The organism is Streptomyces sp. NBC_00190 (assembly GCF_036203305.1).
Lineage (GTDB): Bacteria > Actinomycetota > Actinomycetes > Streptomycetales > Streptomycetaceae > Streptomyces.
The window spans coordinates 3,698,904-3,715,222 of the sequence record NZ_CP108131.1; the positions used below are offsets into that span (position 1 = coordinate 3,698,904).

The following is a 16,319-nucleotide window of genomic DNA, read 5'->3' on the forward strand; positions in this document are numbered from 1 at the left end:
AACGATGCAAAATGGAAGGGAGGGGGCAGTCCGGCAGCATGTACGACAACGCTGCGGAGCGATGACCCATGGCCGAACAGTTGCGTATCGAGGTCCAGCGGTCCGACGAAGACATCGAATCGCTGATGCGGGAAGTGGACACCCTCCGCCGGGACCTGCTGGAACTGGACGTCGACAACGTCGAGCGCGCCGAGGCGGGCCCCGTACCGCCCGGCAGCCGGGCGGGCACCCTGGAGCTGGCGAACGAACTGCTGGTCACGCTGCCCGCGGCCATTTCCCTGCTGAAGGAAGTCGTATCCGTCGTCGGCGCCTGGCGAAGCCGTGCCTCCAGCCCTTCGGGCGTCACCCTGAAGATCGGCGACCACCACCTGAGCCTGACCGGCGTGAACGACGCCGAGCAGCGCAGACTGATCGATGCGTGGCTGCGAGCCGCCTCTGCCGGCAACGGCGCTCCGGAGGTGGAGGGTGGCTGAGTCGCGCAGGAAGGCACTCGTCGTCGTCACCAGCAGCTACGGCGACGGCAAGCTCACCGCGCTGCGGGCACCGCCGCAGGACGCCGTGGCCCTCGCCGAGGTCCTGGGCGACCCCGCCGTCGGCGGTTTCGACGTGGAGACGCTCTCGGACCCGAGCTGCCAGGAACTCCGCGAGGAGGTCGAGGACTTCTTCGCCGACCGCTCATCGGACCACACCCTGTTGCTCCACTTCTCCTGCCACGGGGTGAAGGACGCCGCCGGCACCCTCTTCCTCGCGACCACTGACACCCGCTGCGTCCGGCTCTCTTCGACGGCCGTACCGGCGGAATACGTGAGCAGCCTGATGCTGGCCAGCCAGGCGCGGCGCGCCGTCGTCATCCTCGACTGCTGCTACGCCGGGGCGTTCGAACGGGGGCTGCTCACGCGGGCCGATCCGGATCCGCACGTGGGCGAGAGCTTCCAGAACCTCCACCAGATCAGCGATACGAGCCAGCGCGGGCGGGCGGTGCTGGCCGCGTGCGGCGCGGTCGAGACCGCGATCGAGGGCAACGACGACGAGGCCGCGGAACGGCTGCAGCCGTCCTTCTTCACCCGCTCGGTGGTGAAGGGGCTGCGCAGCGGCAACGCCGATCTGGACGGCAACGGCGAGATCGGTGTGTCCGAGCTTCACCAATACGTGTGCGACGAGCTGCGCGAACTGACGCCCCACCAGACTCCTCGCCTGTGGGTCTTCGGCGCCCATGGCCGCGACCTCCCCATCGCCCGAGCCCCGGCACGGCGAACCGGGCCCACGCCGCTCCCGGAGAAGGTGGCCGCCCGGGTCCATTCAGCCGACCCCGAGAAACGGCATTGGGTCATCGATGACCTCGAATCCATCCTGCAGGGCGACGAGATCGGGCTGGCCCTGACGGCCGTGACGACACTGGACGAGCTGCTCCGGGACGACAGCCGCCGCGTGGCGACCAGAGCCGAGTCGGCCAGGCACTCGGCACGGCCCCGGATCGCCCCGGAGGCGCTGGATCTCGGAGCAGTGCCCCTGGACTCGCCCGGACCAGCGGCCGTGATCACCGTGGAAGGTCCGCCCGTGGCGCACTCCCGGCTGGAAGCGACGACAGATGCCTCATGGCTGGAGGCGGAGCCCATGCCCGACGGGCGCGAGGTCAAGGTGAAGGCGGCCGGGCTTCCCGGGCCGGGACATCACCAGGGCACGGTGACGGTCCGCACCGCCACGGGAGAAGCAGCGGTCCAAGTCGTGGTCGAGGCCAAGACCCGGGTGGGCAAGGGCAGAACCCCGTCGGACAGGACTCCCCCGGTGTGGAACCGGCAGCGTCCCCGCCGTGAAGCCTCCGGAGCCGTGCCTTACTGGCCCTTCTCATGGGCGGCGGCGCTCTTGGTGGCGGCCCTCGTGACCCTTCTGACGTCCGGCGCGGACATGGGCTTCTACCTCTGGGGCGCCTTCTTCCAAGGGGCTTCGGGCCTGCTGGTCTGGCCGGGGCTGATGCTGAGCATGGTCGCGAACACGGTGCTGGCCGTATGGGCACGACGCGGCGCCGCAGTTCTTCGACGTCGCCCGGCGATCTGGAGCTACGCGAGTCTGACGGCTCTGAACGTTCTGGGAACGATCCTGGCTTCCTCTGCGTACTTCGCCATCAACTACGGATTCGAAATCGACTTCGCGAAGACCGTCGTGGCTGTGCTCCTCCTCGCCTGCGCCTGCGTCGCCGAGCTCCTCGGATGCGTCGTCCTCGCCGTCACGCAGGGAACCTCCGGTTCACCCAGCGGAACGTGAACTCGATCAGGGTCGCGGCGCCCGCGGCGACGGCCACCGCGATCCACGGCATCGTCACGCCCTCCAGCTTGAGCTGGAAGAAGTCCTGGAGCCACGGCACGACCAGCACGATCAGGAAGGCGCCGCCCATCGCGCCGACCAGTCCGACGCGCCACCACGTGTACGGGCGGGCGATGATCGCCAGGACCCACATCGAGGTCAGGAACAGGGTGAGGGTCGCCGCGCTGGTCTCGGCCTTGAGGGTGTCGGGCCCGGTGTAGTAGTGGCGGGCGATCAGGTACGTCACGAAGGTGGCGGTCCCCGCGATCGCCCCGCCCGGGATCGCGTACCGCATGACGCGTTTCACGAAGTGCGGCCGCGCCCGCTCCTTGTTCGGGGCCAGGGCCAGGAAGAAGGCGGGGATGCCGATGGTGAGCGTGGACAGCAGCGTCAGGTGGCGGGGCAGGAACGGGTACTCGACCTGCGAGCAGACCACCAGGATGGCCAGCAGCACCGAGTAGACCGTCTTCGTGAGGAAGAGGGTGGCCACGCGGGTGATGTTCCCGATGACCCGGCGGCCTTCGGCGACCACCGAGGGGAGGGTGGAGAAGCTGTTGTTGAGGAGGACGATCTGGGCGACGGCGCGGGTGGCCTCGGAGCCGGAGCCCATGGACACGCCAATGTCGGCGTCCTTGAGGGCGAGCACGTCGTTGACGCCGTCGCCGGTCATCGCGACCGTGTGGCCCTTGGACTGGAGCGCGCCGACCATGTCCCGCTTCTGCTGTGGGGTGACCCGCCCGAAGACGGAGTTCTCGTCGAGGACCTTGACCATGTCGGCCCGTTCGGCGGGGAGCCCCCGGGCGTCGACGGTGTTCTCCGCGCCCGGCAGGCCGAGCTTGCCCGCGACCGCGCCGACGGAGACGGCGTTGTCGCCGGAAATGACCTTGGCCTTGACGTCCTGGTCGTCGAAGTAGCGCAGCGTGTCGGCGGCCTCGGGGCGCAGCCGCTGCTCCAGGACGACCAGGGCGGTCGGCCGGACGCCGGTGGCGACGGCCGGGTCGTCCAGTTCGCGGGCGGAACGGGCCAGCAGGAGGACCCGCAGGCCCTGCTCGTTGAGTCCGCTGATCTCGTCGAGGGCCGGGTCCCCGGCGGGGAGGAGCACGTCGGGGGCGCCGAGCAGCCAGGTGTTGTTCTCGCCGTCGCCCTCGCTGAAGCTGGCGCCGCTGTACTTGCGGGCGGAGGAGAACGGCAGCGACTCGGTGCAGCGCCACTCCGCGCTGTCGGGGCAGGCGTCGATGATCGCCTGGAGGCTGGAGTTGGGGCGGGGGTCGGACTCGCCGAGGGCGCCGAGCACCTTCTTGACGTACGCCGGGTCCGTGCCGCCGAGCGCGCGCAGCTCGGTGACGTCCATGCCGCCCTCGGTGAGGGTGCCGGTCTTGTCGAGGCAGACCACGTCGACCCGGGCCAGGCCTTCGATCGCGGGCAGCTCCTGGACCAGGCACTGCTTGCGGCCGAGCCGGATGACGCCGACCGCGAAGGCCACGGAGGTGAGGAGGACGAGCCCCTCGGGGATCATCGGGACGATGCCGCCGACGGTGCGGGCGATGGCGTCGTTGAGGTTGTTCTCCTTGACGACGAGCTGGCTGATGATGAGGCCGATGGAGGTCGGGATCATCATCCACGTGACGTACTTGAGGATGGTGGAGATGCCGGAGCGCAGCTCGGAGTGGACGAGTGTGAAGCGGGAGGCCTCTTCGGCCAGCTGGGCGGCGTAGGCCTCGCGGCCGACCTTGGTGGCGGTGAAGGCGCCGCCGCCGGCGACGACGAAGGAGCCGGACATGACCTGGTCGCCGGGCTTCTTCAGGACGGGGTCGGCCTCGCCGGTGAGCAGGGACTCGTCGATCTCCAGGCCGTCGGCCTCGCCGACGGATCCGTCGACGACGACCTTGTCGCCGGGGCCGAGTTCGATGACGTCGCCGAGGACGATCTCGGAGGTGGAGATCTCGGCGGTCCGGCCGTCGCGGCGGACGCTCGGTTTGGCCTCGCCGATGACGGCGAGACCGTCGAGGGTCTTCTTGGCGCGCAGTTCCTGGATGATGCCGATGCCGGTGTTCGCGACGATCACGAAGCCGAAGAGGCTGTCCTGGATCGGGGCGACGATGAGCATGATCACCCAGAGCACGCCGATGATCGCGTTGAACCGGGTGAAGACGTTGCCGCGGACGATGTCGATGGTGGCGCGGCTGCTGCGGACGGGGACGTCGTTGACCTCACCGCGCGCGACGCGCTCGGCGATCTCGGTGGTGGTCAGCCCGGCGGGCTTGAACCTCGGCGCGGGTGGCCGCATGGGGTGGACCGGGTCGAGCTCGGCCCCCGCGTCGATGGCGGGGCCGGCCCGGTCCGGCCCGTTCTGATCGATCTTCGCCCGCTGCGTCATGCTTTCGACGGTAAGCGGGGTTCCGGGGCTTCACCCGCCGAGGAGCCGGAAGATCCGACCTCAGGACGACCCGAATCGTCCTCCGGTAGCGCGCCGGGGAGGTTACTGGTCGGCCTGCGGTCCCGGCTCCGCCTGCGCGGCCTCGGCGGCCCGCTGCGCCGCGTGGCGCTTGAGGGCGGCGTCGCGGCCGCGGACGTACCAGATGCCGATCAAGCCGAGGAAGCCGCCGGCCGCGCAGGTCCAGACCCACCACAGCATGCCCTGGTCGGCGAACCAGCCGTAGAAGGGGAGCTGGACCAGGAACATGGCGAACCAGATGATCGTGCCGCCGGTGACGGTGGCGACGACCGGACCCTCCAGGGGCTCGGGCGCCTCGTGCTTCGCAGTCCATTTCGCCATGTGGCAAGTCTAGGTGCGCGGATTCGTTGTCTACGCGCGGAGATGGACGCTCCTTCGTTCATGTGTTCATACTGAAACGGTTTGGGCGTGGCCCATTTTCTTCGTATGAACCACCCAATGAGGACCGTATGAGCACCCCGGCCCCCGCCCCCGCGCCCGCCCCCGCGGCGACCCTCCCGGAGCCCTCCCCCCAGGGAGCATCGGCCTTGGACCGCTACTTCAAGATTTCCGAACGCGGCTCTACCGTCGCCCGCGAGATCCGGGGCGGTCTGGCGACCTTCTTCGCGATGGCCTACATCATCGTGCTGAACCCGATCATCCTGGGCAGCGCGAAGGACATGTACGGGCACCAGCTCGACGGCGGCCAGCTCGTCACCGCCACCGTCCTGACGGCCGCCTTCACCACGCTCCTCATGGGTGTCATCGGCAACGTCCCGATCGCGCTGGCCGCCGGCCTCGGCGTCAACACGGTCGTGGCGCTCCAGCTCGCCCCGCGCATGAGCTGGGCCGACGCCATGGGCATGGTGGTCCTGGCCGGCTTCGTGGTGATGCTGCTCGTCGCCACCGGCCTGCGCGAGCGGGTCATGAACGCCGTACCGATGGGCCTGCGCAAGGGCATCGCGATCGGCATCGGCCTGTTCATCATGCTGATCGGCCTGGTCGACTCGGGCTTCGTCTCCCGCATCCCGGACGCCGCGCACACCACCGTCCCGCTCCAGCTCGGCAGCAACGGCCACCTGCTCGGCTGGCCCGTGCTGATCTTCGCCGTCGGCGTGCTGCTCACCCTCGCCCTGCTGATCCGCAAGACGCCGGGCGCGATCCTGATCTCCATCGTGGCGATGACCGTCGTCGCGGTCGCCGTCCAGCTGATCACGAAGCTGCCGAACGAGGCCTGGGGCCTCACCGTCCCCGAGTGGCCGGGCAACCCGGTGGCCGCGCCCGACTTCGGGCTCGTCGGCCAGGTCAGCCTGTTCGGCGGCTTCGGCAAGGTCGGGATGCTGACCGGCGTCCTCTTCGTCTTCACCGTGCTGCTGTCCTGCTTCTTCGACGCCATGGGCACGATCCTGGGCGTCGGCGACGAGGCGAAGCTGATCGACAAGAAGACCGGCGAGTTCCCGGGCATCAACAAGGTCCTGCTGATCGACGGCCTTGCCGTCGCCTCGGGCGGCGCCACCTCTTCCTCCGCCACCACCTGCTTCGTGGAGTCCACGGCCGGGGTCGGCGAGGGCGCCCGTACGGGCCTGGCGAACGTCGTGACGGGCGGCCTCTTCGCCGTGGCGCTGTTCCTGACCCCGCTCGCCACCATGGTCCCGTCCCAGGCGGCCACCCCCGCCCTGGTGGCGGTCGGCTTCCTGATCCTGGCGGGCTCGGTCAAGGACATCGACTGGAGCGACTTCACCATCGCCGTCCCGGCCTTCCTGGCCATGGTGATGATGCCCTTCACCTACTCGATCACCAACGGCATCGGCATCGGCTTCATCAGCTTCTGCGCCCTGCGCCTGGCGACCGGCCGGGGCCGCGAGGTCCCGGTGGCCATGTACGTCGTGTCGGCGGTGTTCGTCTTCTACTACGCGATGCCGGCGCTCGGCCTCACGTGAGCCTCGCCTACGCCTCACCTGGGCCCCACGTGATCAGGTGAGCCCGTAGAACTTCTCTGTCTCGTCGACGGCCGCGTTGAAGCGCTCGTCGAAGTCGTCGCGAATGAGCGTCCGGACCACATAGTCCTGGACGCTCATTCCGCGTTTGGCGGCATGAGTCCGGAGCCTGTCGAGGAGCTCCCCGTCTATGCGCATGCTCAGCACATGTGTCCCCATGCCGAAAGAGTCGGGGCAGAGGGTAGGGGCGCGTGTCACTTTCCGCTGCCGACTCACCCGTACGAGTGACGGCCGTAAATGGTGTTCCTTAGGTTGGGTAATGAGTTATTCTAAAGACATGCACGACCTCTCCCATGGCGACGACGCTGCCGCCGTGAACGACCTCCGCTCCGCCGTCATGCGACTGGGCCGGCGCCTGAAGCACCAGCGCGTCGACGAGTCGCTGAGCCCGACCGAGATGTCGGTCCTCGGCACCCTCGCCCGCTGCGGCCAGGCCACGCCTGGCGAGCTGGCCCGGCGCGAGCACGTACAGCCGCCGTCGATGACACGCATCGTCGCGCTGCTGGAGGCCAAGGGACTGGTCACGCTGGAACCGCACCCGGAAGACCGCCGCCAGAAGGTGGTCCGCCAGACGGAGGAAGCCGAGGCGATGCTCGAAGAGAGCCGCCGCAAGCGCAACGCCTTCCTGGCCGGGCTCGCGGCCGAGCTGACCGAGGACGAATGGGCCAAGCTGCGCGAGGCCGCACCCGTCCTGGAGAAGCTCGCGCACCTGTAGGAACGACGCCAGGAGGCGAACGCTTTTGAGTACGGGAAACGGAGCAGACTCCGCACCCGGCCACATATCCACCCCCACTGAAACACCGGCGGGCACCCCCGCGGGCAAGAACCTGGGGACACCTCCCGGCGGTAGCCGGGGAATGTTCAGCTCTCTGAAGATCCGGAACTACCGGCTCTTCGCGACCGGTCAGGTCGTCTCGAACACCGGCACCTGGATGCAGCGCATCGCGCAGGACTGGCTGGTCCTCTCCCTGACCGGCTCCGCGTCAGCCGTCGGCATCACCATCGCCCTGCAGTTCCTGCCGATGCTGATGTTCGGCCTCTACGGAGGCGTACTCGCCGACCGGCTGCCGAAGCGGCCCCTGCTGATCGTCACCCAGAGCGCGATGGGCCTGACCGGAATCGCCCTCGCCGTGCTCACCCTGGCGGGACAGGTCCAGGTCTGGCACGTCTACCTCGCCGCCTTCCTGCTCGGCCTGGTCACCGTCGTGGACAATCCCGCGCGGCAGACCTTCGTCCCCGAGATGGTCGGCAAGGCGCACGTCGCCAACGCCGTCAGCCTGAACTCGGCCAACTTCCAGTCCGCGCGGCTGGTCGGCCCGGCGATCGCCGGTGTGCTGATCACCGCCGTCGGCTCCGGCTGGGCCTTCCTGCTGAACGGACTGTCCTTCGCCGCGCCCATCGCCGGTCTCCTGATGATGCGCACGGCCGAGTTGCACCCCGTCGAGCCCCGGCCCCGCGCCAAGGGGCAGCTCCGCGAAGGCCTGCACTACGTCGCCGGCCGGCCGGAGCTGATCTGGCCGATCGTGCTCGTGGGCTTCATCGGCACCTTCGGGTTCAACTTCCCGATCTGGCTGTCGGCGTTCGTGAGCGACGTCTTCCACGGGGACGCGGGCACCTACGGGCTGTTCAACACCCTGATCGCGGCAGGTTCCCTGGCGGGCGCCCTGCTCGCGGCCCGGCGCGGCCACTCCCGGCTGCGGCTGCTGGTGGCGGCGGCCGTGCTCTTCTCGGTCCTGCTGCTCGTGACCGCCTTCGCACTCGGCTTCTGGCTGTTCGCCGCGCTGCTCGTACCCATCGGGGTCTTCGGGCTGACGGTCAACGTGACGGCGAACTCCAGCGTGCAGATGGCGACCGACCCCGAGATGCGGGGCCGGGTCATGGCCCTGTTCATGATGGTCTTCACCGGCGGCACCCCGCTGGGCGCCCCGCTGCTGGGCTGGATCACGGACACCTACGGCGCGCGGACCGGCATGGCCGCGGGCGGTGCGATCTCGCTGCTCGCCTCCGCGGCGATCGCGGTGGTCCTGGCCCGCGTGGGCAACCTCCGGCTGCGGGTGGACCGCCACGGGGTGGCGTTCGTCCCGGCGCCGCGCGCCCGCGAGCTGGTCACTGCCGCCTGACCCTGCCGGGCGCCTGCGGCGCGGCCTCCGGGGGCGGAGCCCCCGAGAGCCGCGCCGCGCCCGGCCGGAAGGCCTAGGCGGCCTCGGGGAGGCCGCTTAGGCTCGGCGGCATGAGACTGTTCGCCGCCGTCCTGCTGCCCGAAGAGGCCATGGCCGAGCTGCGGGACGCCGTAAGCCCGCTGCGCGACGACCGGTTGCGGTGGACCGGCGAGCCCGGCTGGCACTTCACGCTCGCCTTCATGGGCGAGGTACGGGACGAGGTGCTCCCCGGCCTGCACGCCCGGCTCGCCCGCGCCGCGGCGCACAGCGACCCGTTCGCGCTCCGCCTCCACGGCGCCGGGCACTTCGGCAACCGCTCGCTGTGGATGGGCGCCGCCGGTGACCTCGACGCGATGCGGCTGCTCGCGGACCGGGCCGACGCCGCCGCCCGGCGGGCCGGGGTGCCCATGGAGCAGCACCGCCGCTACACCCCGCACCTCACCCTGGGCCGGTCCCGCGACGACGCGGTCCGGCTGCGCCCCTACCTGGACGCCCTCGCGGACTTCGAGGGCACGCCCTGGCGGGCCGACGCCCTCAGCCTCGTCCGCAGCAACCTGCCCGTCAGCGGCGTCCCCGGCGAACAGCCCCGCTACGAGACCGTCGGCTCCTGGCCGCTGGGCACCGGCCAGGGCAGGACCTGACTCCTACGGACGCGAGGGCAGCCGGCCCTCCTGCACGGCGCGCGGCGCCTGGCGGTGCTCCCAGGAGACCGGCCGCTGCCAGGTCGTCGCGGCCGCGCGGGTGCGCAGCAGCAGCGCGACCCAACTGCGGTACGGGGCCCATCGATCACTGATCCCGACGCGGGCCTGCGCATCGGTACCGGTGCCGGGGCGGCCGTAGGCCTCGGCCATCGCGGCGTGGAGCCGGGGTTCGTGGTGGGGGAAGACGTCCGGGTGCCCGGCGCCGCGGATGAGGACGAGCTCCGCGGAGAAGGGGCCGATGCCGGGCAGGGTCCGCAAGTGGGCGAGGGCGTCGTCCACCGGCATCGCGCGCAGCCGGGCGGCGTCGAGGTCGCCGGCGAGAGCCGCGTCGGCAAGGACGCGCAGGCGTTCGGCCTTCACGTCGGGCAGGCCCGGTACCCGGCCGATGCCGCGCAGGACCAGCGGGGTGGGGAAGGCGTACAGCGACTGCCCGCCGACGGCGACGTGCCGTCCGAGGTGCTCGGCGATGCGGGCCTTGATCGCGGCGGCCTGGACCATCCGGATGCGGTGGCCGATGACCGACCAGGCCGCGGCCTCGTACGGAGAGTGGAAGCACACCGGCCGCAGCCCCGGGTACGCCGCCATGAGACCGGCCACGACGGGATCGCCCTCGGCGAGCCCGGGGAACCCGGAGCCGTCGACGTCGAGCGAGAGGACGCGGGCCAGTTGCGCCCGCGCCGCGCCCGGATCCCCGGTGACGTCCGCCTCGACGACGGCCCCCGGGCCCTGCGGCTGCCTCACCTCCGCGCCCACCGTCGAGTGGCCGTCGTCGGCGGGGAAGGCCAGGCGCAGCACCGTACCGTCCGTGCCGTCCGGGGCGCCGCGGTACCCGGCGGGGGTGAAGCCCGCCAGGAAACGCACGCTCGCCGCGAGGGAGAACGGCCCGCGCGGGGTGATGGCGGTGGCCGTGGTGGTGGCGGTCACGGTCAGGCGTCGTGTGCGGTGACGGTGTAGCCCTCGGGCCCGGTGAAGGTGAACATCCTGCCGAAGGGGCCGTCTTCGGGCGCCTTCACGATGGGGATCCCGGCGGCCCGGAGCCTGTCGTGCAGCCCCTGCGCGTCAGGGGTCCGGAACCACAGGGCGACCCCGAGGCCCGGCCGCGGGACGGCGTCGAGATCCACGCCCGGCAGCGGCTCGCGGACGGCGAAGGCGATCGGCTCGGTGGCGAACACCACCGCGTGGGGCGGCGAGACGGGCGCCCGGCGCAGTCCGAGGTGGTTCTCGTAGAAGGCGGCGGCCGCTTCCACGTCGCGCACCTGCAAGGCGATGAAGTCCGGCCCGCTGACGATGTCGGTATCGGCGCTGGTGCTGGTGCTGGTGCTGGTGTCGGTCATGCGTACTCCTCGGTCCACGGCTCTGCCCCGCCCTGCCCAATGTCAGGACTTTGACATAGGCGAAGTTAGGCGTCTCCGCGCACGCATGTCAAACTCCTGACATGCATGATGACGTGACCGAGCGCTTGGGGTACCGCCTCAAGCGCGCCGCCGCCGCACTGCGCGGCGCGATGGACAAGGCGCTGCGCGAGTACGGCCTGACCGTGCCGCAGTACGCCTGCCTCGAACTCCTCGACCAGCGCCCCGGGCTGTCCAACGCCGAGCTGGCCCGCGGCACCTTCGTCACCCGGCAGTCCATGAACGTCGTCCTGCGCGGACTGCAGGACGCCGGCCTCATCACCCGCCCGGCCACCACCGACCGCGGCCGCGCCCTGCCCGCCCACCTCACCGAGGAGGGCCACCGCCGCCTCGCGGCGGCGCGCTCCGTCGTCTACGCCATCGACCGGCGCATGTCCGAGGCCGTCCCGGAGCACCGCCTCGCCGAGCTCCTCGCCGACCTCGACCGCATGGCGGCGGCGGCCGAGGCGTGAGAACGGCCACGGCCCCGCCCCTCCGTGCGAAGGGCGGGGCCGGTCGCGTTAGTCTCGACGGGTGGATCCCAAGACCAGAAACCGCGTAATGGCCGGTGTGCTCGTACTGATGTTCGTCGTCGTGGCCGTGGCAGCGGCCGTCGGCCAGTAGACGGGCACCGCTACCAGGCGAACGCCTCCGGCGACGGCCCGGGACCGGGGAAGATCTCGTCCAGGCCCGCCAGCAGCTCCTCCGACAGCTCCAGCTCGACCGCGCGCAGCGCCGAGTCGAGCTGCTCCCGCGTCCGCGGTCCGACGATCGGCCCCGTGACCCCGGGACGGGTCAGCAGCCAGGCCAGCGCGGCCTCCCCCGGCTCCAGCCCGTGCTTGGCCAGCAGGTCCTCGTACGCCTGCACCTGCGCCCGTACCGAGCTGTTGGACAGCGCGTCCGCGGAGCGGCCCGAAGCGCTGCGCCCCGACTCGGCGGCCTTGCGGATGGCGCCGCCCAGCAGGCCCCCGTGCAGCGGGGACCACGGGATCACGCCGAGCCCGTACGCCTCGGCGGCCGGGACGACCTCCATCTCCGCGCGCCGCTCGGCGAGGTTGTAGAGGCACTGCTCGCTGACCAGCCCGAGCCGCCCGGTGCGGGCCGCGGTCTCGTTGGCCTGCGCGATCTTCCAGCCGGGGAAGTTCGAGGAGCCCGCGTAGAGGATCTTGCCCTGCTGGATCAGGACCTCGACGGCCTGCCAGATCTCCTCGAAGGGGGTCCGCCGGTCCACGTGGTGGAACTGGTAGAGGTCGATGTAGTCCGTCTGGAGCCGCTTGAGGCTGGCGTCGACGGCCCGCCGGATGTTCAGCGCCGACAGGCGGTCGTAGTTGGGCCAGGTTTCGCCCTCGGCGGCCATGCTGCCGTAGACCTTGGTGGCGAGCACCGTCTTCTCGCGGCGGCGGCCGCCCTGGGCGAACCAGGTGCCGATGATCTCCTCGGTGCGGCCCTTGTTCGCGCCCCACCCGTACACGTTGGCGGTGTCCACGAAGTTCAGACCCGCGTCGAGCGCGGCGTCCAGGATGCCGTGACTGGTGGGTTCGTCTGTCTGAGGACCGAAGTTCATGGTGCCGAGTACAAGTCGGCTGACCTTGAGACCGGTGCGTCCGAGCTGCGTGTACTTCATGGGGCACTAGCCAACTGCTTGGAGTGGACTCCAGGCAAGACCTCTCCGTGAAGGGGGTGTTACAGCCCCTGGTACGGGCCGCCGATGCCCCAGGCCTGGTGGAGGGCGGCCGCGAACTCCCCCGCCAGGCGGTGCTCGCCCGAGGCGTTGGGGTGGGTGCCGTCGTAGGTGTCGTGGTGGATGTCGTACGACTGCGGGCGCGCCGCCAGCAGGATCGGCGAGGCGTCGGTCGTCAGATCGGCCACCGCCTTCGCCAGGAGCTCGTTGAAGCGGGCCACCTCGGCCGCGAACGGCGCGTCCTCCTCGGCCCGGACGTTCGGGATGACGGGAAGGAGGACCATCCGGACGGCCGGACGGGCCTCGCGCGCGGCCGCGATGAAGCGGCGGGCGTTGGCGGCGGTCTCGTCGGCCTTGGTGTAGAAGCCGAGGTCTATCAGGCCGAGGGAGACCAGCAGGACGTCGGCCCGGCCCGCGCGGGCCGCGGGGCCGATCAGGGGCGCCATGTGCTGCCAGCCCTCGCCCCAGCCGGCCAGGTGGCGGCGGGCGTCCTCGGGGAAGCCCGGGTCGGCGTACTCGTGGCTGGTGGGCGCGTCGGCGGAGGTGTCGTACAGCTCGCTGCGCGGGCCGACGACCGAGAAGGGGCCGCCGAAGGTCGCGCCCAGGTGCTGCCACATCCGGTAGCGCCAGGTGTAGTCGCCCGCGCGTCCGATGGTCATGGAGTCGCCGACGAACATGAAACGCATCCGGTCATCATCGCGGATCACGCGACAGGAGCATCTGTGATGCCGGACACGCGGTCCGGCCTGGCAGGCTTGGGGGATGCGCCTGCTGCCGGTCTCGTCCGCCTCCGCCGCCCTCGTCCTCGCCCTGCTGCCGACGGCGGCCCTCGCGGCGGAGGGCCCCGGGGCTTCGTCGTTCACGATCAGCGATCCGCGGATCAAGGAATCGAGCGGGCTGGCGGCCAGCCGGATCCACCCCGGCGTGTACTGGACGCACAACGACAGCGACGACGGCCCGTACGTCTACGCGGTGGACTCGGCGACCGGCAGGACGGTGGCCCGGGTCACGCTGACCGGGATCGGGAAGCCGCGCGACGTCGAGGCGATCTCGCTGGGGCCGGACGGACAGTTGTACGTGGGTGACATCGGGGACAACCGGGACGGTACCTGGGACCACGTGTGGATCTACCGGTTCCCCGAGCCGAAGCAGCTGGCCGACACCACGGTCAAGGCCGAGCAGTTCACGGTGCGGTACGCGGACGGGCCGCGGAACGCGGAGGCGCTGATGGTGCATCCGGTGACGGGCCGGGTGTACATCGCGAGCAAGAACGAGAGCAAGGGCGGGCTCTACGAGGGTCCGGAGCAGCTGTCGGCGAGCGGGACGAACGTGTTCCGGCGGGTCGCGGACGTGCCGTGGGTGACGGACGGGGCGTTCTCCCCCGACGGGAGCACGCTGGCCCTGCGGGGTTACTTCTCTGCCCGTACGTACCCGTGGAAGGACGGTCGGCCGCAGGGCGAGGGCGAGCGGGTGAACGCGCCGTGGCAGGGGCAGGCGGAGTCGGTGACGTACACGGCGGACGGGTCGGCGCTGATGTTCGGCTCCGAGGGCGCCGACAGCCGTGTCGTCGCGGTCCCGCTGTCCACGGCGGCTCCCTCCGCGTCCGCCTCGCCGCAGCCCGGCTCTCCCTCGGAGGCGGCCCCGTTCCCGGAACCCCCCGGCAGCTTCACCAAGGGAGCCCTCGTCCTGGCGGTCGCCCTGGCCCTGGTCGCCGCCGCGAAACGCCTCTTGCGCCGCGGCGGCTCCGCCAAGTAGCCCTGCGGCGCCGCTGCCGGGGCCGGGCCCGGACAGCGGCGCCGCCTGCCGGCTACTCCTCCCGGATCGGGATGCGGCCGTTGAGCGTGGACCCGGCGGACCCGCCCGGGCCCGCGGAACCGGTGGAACCGGCGGGGTCAGAGGTCTGCTGGGACATCGACGCCAGGAGCTGGCGGGCCACGCCCAGGCCGGTGCCGCCCATCGTGAGCGCCTTCGCGAACATCTCCGACATGCCCTCGGCCCCGTTCAGCAGGACCATGTGCTCCACGTTCCCGAAGGCTCCCGCGCCCGCCTCCACGATCGCGGGCCAGTTCTCGGCGAGCTGCTGGGCGACGACCGCTTCCTGGTTCTCGGCGAGTGCGGCGGCCCGCGCCTTGATCGCGTCGGCTTCGGCGAGGCCCTTCGCCTTCGCCGACGCCGCCACCGCGAGGCCCTTCGCCTGGGTGGCCGCGGCCTCGGCCTCACCGGTCGCCCGGGTGGCCTTCGCCGCCGCGAGACCGCGGGCTTCGGTGGCCGCCGCGTCGGCGGTCGCCGCCGTCGTCACCCGTGTGGCCTCCGCGGCGGCCGCCAGCTCCGTCTCCTTCGCCTTGGCCTGCGCCGCCGAGATCCGGGCGTCGCGCTCGGCCTCCGCCCGGGTCCGCGTCTCGTACGCCGCCGCGTCCGCGGGCTTGCGTACGTCCGCCTGAAGCTGCTGCTCGCGCCGGTGCGCCTCCAGCTCCGCGACCCGGGTCTCCTGCACGACGACTTCCTGACGCGCGGCCGCCTCCGACAGCGGACCCGCCTGCCGTGCCGTCGCCGCGGCCTTGTCCCGCTCGGCCTGGTAGCCGGCCTGGAGGATCTCGCTGTCGCGGGTGGCCTCCGACATCCGGGCGAACGCGGCCTGCTCGGCCTCGGTCGCCAGCCGGTTCGCCTCGGCCTGCGCGATCCGCGCGTCCCGCTGCACGGCGGCCGCGTGCGGCATCGCCAGGTTCTTGATGTAGCCCGTCGGGTCCTCGATCTCGTGGATCTGGAGCGAGTCGACGATCAGGCCCAGCTTCTCCATCTCGGTACCGCAGGCCGCCCGGGTCTGCCCGGTCAGCTTCTCCCGGTCCCGGATCATGTCCTCGACCGTCAACCCGCCCACGATGGAGCGAAGATGGCCGGCGAAGACGATGTGCACCCGCTCGGGCATCATCTTCTGCTGGTCCAGGAAACGGCGCGCGGCGTTGGCGATGGACACGAAGTCGTCGCCGATCTTGAAGATCACCACGCCCTTGACCCGCAGCGGGATGCCCTGGTGGGTCACGCAGTCCACGTTCAGCTGCGTCTCGTTGAGGTCCAGCGACAGCTTCCGCACCGCCTGCACCCCGGGCAGGACCAGCGTCCCGCGCCCGGTGACGATCCGGAACCCCATGCCCTCCCCGATGCCCTCGGTCTTGTGCGCGGAACCGGAGATGACGAGCGCCTCGTTGGGTTCGGCCACCCGCCACATGAGCTTGAACAGGCCGATCAAAGTCAGAATTGCGGCGAGAACGACTCCCGCCACGACGCCGATAGCCATCGGCAACGCCCCCTTATCGCGGTGCCGTTCGACACCGACGAGGGCGAGTCTGCGCCTGTCGCGCACCGGCGGGAAGACGTGCGCGAAGTCTTGTCGCCATCTTGATACGCACAGGTCGCACGAGGGGTCAGTTGTCGTAGGACGCCATCACGTACACCGTGCGCGGCGGCAGGTACTCGACGACCGTCACCACCGTCCCGACGGCCAGCCGGCCGGTCCCCTGGACGGGGTACGCGAGGAAGTGCTCGGCACCGCCCCGGATCCGGACGATCACCTCGCCGACCAGACCCGGCCCGACCGTCCCGGTCACCCGTCCGGCCATCCCCACCATGTCCACGCCCTCGTCCCCCATGGCCCGAG

17 protein-coding genes are annotated in these 16,319 nt (G+C 71.1%); 8 read left to right on the forward strand and 9 right to left on the reverse strand.

Annotated elements, in window-relative coordinates:
- The first annotated feature begins 68 nt into the window (after nucleotides 1-68).
- Together OG429_RS17705 and OG429_RS17710 are read left to right on the forward strand one after the other, a co-directional pair.
- Nucleotides 69-473, forward strand: coding sequence for a hypothetical protein (locus tag OG429_RS17705; protein ID WP_328926290.1), 405 nt, complete (start codon nucleotides 69-71; stop codon nucleotides 471-473).
- A complete protein-coding gene (locus OG429_RS17710) occupies nucleotides 466-2,262 on the forward strand; it encodes a caspase family protein (RefSeq protein WP_328926291.1) in 1,797 nt (598 codons plus the stop codon). Before OG429_RS17705 ends, OG429_RS17710 begins: the two co-directional genes overlap by 8 nt.
- Here OG429_RS17710 and OG429_RS17715 read toward each other — a convergent pair.
- The gene (locus OG429_RS17715; protein ID WP_328926292.1) at nucleotides 2,225-4,678 is read right to left on the reverse strand and encodes an HAD-IC family P-type ATPase; all 2,454 of its coding nucleotides are present in this window, start codon (nucleotides 4,676-4,678) and stop codon (nucleotides 2,225-2,227) included. The two genes, OG429_RS17710 and OG429_RS17715, sit on opposite strands and share 38 nt — an antisense overlap.
- A 102-nt stretch (nucleotides 4,679-4,780) precedes the next feature.
- Complete coding sequence (locus OG429_RS17720) at nucleotides 4,781-5,077, reverse strand: DUF2530 domain-containing protein (protein WP_328926293.1); 297 nt, start codon at nucleotides 5,075-5,077, stop codon at nucleotides 4,781-4,783.
- Nucleotides 5,078-5,205: 128 nt separating this feature from the next.
- Between OG429_RS17720 and OG429_RS17725 the strand changes: the two genes are divergently transcribed.
- On the forward strand, nucleotides 5,206-6,675 hold the full coding sequence (locus OG429_RS17725; RefSeq protein WP_328926294.1) for an NCS2 family permease: 1,470 nt from the start codon (nucleotides 5,206-5,208) through the stop codon (nucleotides 6,673-6,675).
- 33 nt (nucleotides 6,676-6,708) lie between these two features.
- On the opposite strand, the gene OG429_RS17730 is transcribed toward OG429_RS17725, so the two are convergent.
- Entirely contained in the window at nucleotides 6,709-6,891 is a 183-nt protein-coding gene (locus OG429_RS17730) for a ribbon-helix-helix protein, CopG family (protein ID WP_327283971.1), read from the reverse strand.
- A 118-nt stretch (nucleotides 6,892-7,009) separates the two neighbouring features.
- Here OG429_RS17730 and OG429_RS17735 point away from each other — a divergent pair, with 118 nt between their 5' ends.
- The 3 genes from OG429_RS17735 (at nucleotide 7,010) to thpR (ending at nucleotide 9,532) form a co-directional block, all read left to right on the forward strand.
- Complete coding sequence (locus OG429_RS17735; RefSeq protein ID WP_328926295.1) at nucleotides 7,010-7,447, forward strand: MarR family winged helix-turn-helix transcriptional regulator; 438 nt, start codon at nucleotides 7,010-7,012, stop codon at nucleotides 7,445-7,447.
- Nucleotides 7,448-7,472: 25 nt separating this feature from the next.
- On the forward strand, nucleotides 7,473-8,852 hold the full coding sequence (locus OG429_RS17740) for an MFS transporter (RefSeq protein ID WP_405679658.1): 1,380 nt from the start codon (nucleotides 7,473-7,475) through the stop codon (nucleotides 8,850-8,852).
- Between the two features lie 110 nt (nucleotides 8,853-8,962).
- Nucleotides 8,963-9,532 (forward strand): RNA 2',3'-cyclic phosphodiesterase, encoded by a 570-nt coding sequence (thpR, locus tag OG429_RS17745; protein ID WP_328926296.1) that lies wholly within the window; start codon nucleotides 8,963-8,965, stop codon nucleotides 9,530-9,532.
- Nucleotides 9,533-9,535: 3 nt separating this feature from the next.
- Here thpR and OG429_RS17750 read toward each other — a convergent pair whose 3' ends face one another.
- Nucleotides 9,536-10,516, reverse strand: a complete 981-nt coding sequence (locus OG429_RS17750; RefSeq protein WP_328926297.1) for a DNA-3-methyladenine glycosylase family protein — start codon at nucleotides 10,514-10,516, stop codon at nucleotides 9,536-9,538.
- A 2-nt stretch (nucleotides 10,517-10,518) separates the two neighbouring features.
- Nucleotides 10,519-10,926, reverse strand: coding sequence for a VOC family protein (locus tag OG429_RS17755; RefSeq protein WP_328926298.1), 408 nt, complete (start codon nucleotides 10,924-10,926; stop codon nucleotides 10,519-10,521).
- Between the two features lie 101 nt (nucleotides 10,927-11,027).
- Between OG429_RS17755 and OG429_RS17760 the strand changes: the two genes are divergently transcribed.
- Nucleotides 11,028-11,456, forward strand: a complete 429-nt coding sequence (locus OG429_RS17760) for a MarR family winged helix-turn-helix transcriptional regulator (protein ID WP_328926299.1) — start codon at nucleotides 11,028-11,030, stop codon at nucleotides 11,454-11,456.
- 161 nt (nucleotides 11,457-11,617) lie between these two features.
- Here the strand turns inward: OG429_RS17760 and OG429_RS17765 are convergent, their stop codons facing one another.
- Both OG429_RS17765 and OG429_RS17770 read right to left on the reverse strand, forming a co-directional pair.
- Nucleotides 11,618-12,607, reverse strand: coding sequence for an aldo/keto reductase (locus tag OG429_RS17765; RefSeq protein WP_328926300.1), 990 nt, complete (start codon nucleotides 12,605-12,607; stop codon nucleotides 11,618-11,620).
- Between the two features lie 59 nt (nucleotides 12,608-12,666).
- Complete coding sequence (locus OG429_RS17770; protein WP_328926301.1) at nucleotides 12,667-13,350, reverse strand: GDSL-type esterase/lipase family protein; 684 nt, start codon at nucleotides 13,348-13,350, stop codon at nucleotides 12,667-12,669.
- Nucleotides 13,351-13,426: 76 nt separating this feature from the next.
- Here OG429_RS17770 and OG429_RS17775 point away from each other — a divergent pair, with 76 nt between their 5' ends.
- A complete protein-coding gene (locus OG429_RS17775; protein WP_328926302.1) occupies nucleotides 13,427-14,419 on the forward strand; it encodes a WD40 repeat domain-containing protein in 993 nt (330 codons plus the stop codon).
- Between the two features lie 52 nt (nucleotides 14,420-14,471).
- On the opposite strand, the gene OG429_RS17780 is transcribed toward OG429_RS17775, so the two are convergent.
- Together OG429_RS17780 and OG429_RS17785 are read right to left on the reverse strand one after the other, a co-directional pair.
- Complete coding sequence (locus tag OG429_RS17780) at nucleotides 14,472-15,959, reverse strand: SPFH domain-containing protein (RefSeq protein WP_328926303.1); 1,488 nt, start codon at nucleotides 15,957-15,959, stop codon at nucleotides 14,472-14,474.
- A 127-nt stretch (nucleotides 15,960-16,086) separates the two neighbouring features.
- Nucleotides 16,087-16,311, reverse strand: a complete 225-nt coding sequence (locus OG429_RS17785) for a hypothetical protein (protein ID WP_328926304.1) — start codon at nucleotides 16,309-16,311, stop codon at nucleotides 16,087-16,089.
- Nucleotides 16,312-16,319: the final 8 nt, after the last annotated feature.

Excerpts from the sequence above, each read along its gene's own strand:
- OG429_RS17735 (WP_328926295.1), top strand. The coding sequence starts at position 7,010 with ATGCACGACCTCTCCCATGGCGACGACGCTGCCGCCGTGAACGACCTC.
- OG429_RS17720 (WP_328926293.1), bottom strand. The coding sequence starts at position 5,077 with ATGGCGAAATGGACTGCGAAGCACGAGGCGCCCGAGCCCCTGGAGGGT.
- OG429_RS17775 (WP_328926302.1), top strand. The coding sequence starts at position 13,427 with ATGCGCCTGCTGCCGGTCTCGTCCGCCTCCGCCGCCCTCGTCCTCGCC.
- OG429_RS17755 (WP_328926298.1), bottom strand. The coding sequence starts at position 10,926 with ATGACCGACACCAGCACCAGCACCAGCACCAGCGCCGATACCGACATC.
- OG429_RS17780 (WP_328926303.1), bottom strand. The coding sequence starts at position 15,959 with ATGGCTATCGGCGTCGTGGCGGGAGTCGTTCTCGCCGCAATTCTGACT.
- OG429_RS17715 (WP_328926292.1), bottom strand. The coding sequence starts at position 4,678 with ATGACGCAGCGGGCGAAGATCGATCAGAACGGGCCGGACCGGGCCGGC.
- OG429_RS17785 (WP_328926304.1), bottom strand. The coding sequence starts at position 16,311 with ATGGGGGACGAGGGCGTGGACATGGTGGGGATGGCCGGACGGGTGACC.
- OG429_RS17705 (WP_328926290.1), top strand. The coding sequence starts at position 69 with ATGGCCGAACAGTTGCGTATCGAGGTCCAGCGGTCCGACGAAGACATC.
- OG429_RS17765 (WP_328926300.1), bottom strand. The coding sequence starts at position 12,607 with ATGAAGTACACGCAGCTCGGACGCACCGGTCTCAAGGTCAGCCGACTT.
- OG429_RS17770 (WP_328926301.1), bottom strand. The coding sequence starts at position 13,350 with ATGCGTTTCATGTTCGTCGGCGACTCCATGACCATCGGACGCGCGGGC.
- OG429_RS17760 (WP_328926299.1), top strand. The coding sequence starts at position 11,028 with ATGCATGATGACGTGACCGAGCGCTTGGGGTACCGCCTCAAGCGCGCC.
- thpR (WP_328926296.1), top strand. The coding sequence starts at position 8,963 with ATGAGACTGTTCGCCGCCGTCCTGCTGCCCGAAGAGGCCATGGCCGAG.
- OG429_RS17730 (WP_327283971.1), bottom strand. The coding sequence starts at position 6,891 with ATGGGGACACATGTGCTGAGCATGCGCATAGACGGGGAGCTCCTCGAC.
- OG429_RS17725 (WP_328926294.1), top strand. The coding sequence starts at position 5,206 with ATGAGCACCCCGGCCCCCGCCCCCGCGCCCGCCCCCGCGGCGACCCTC.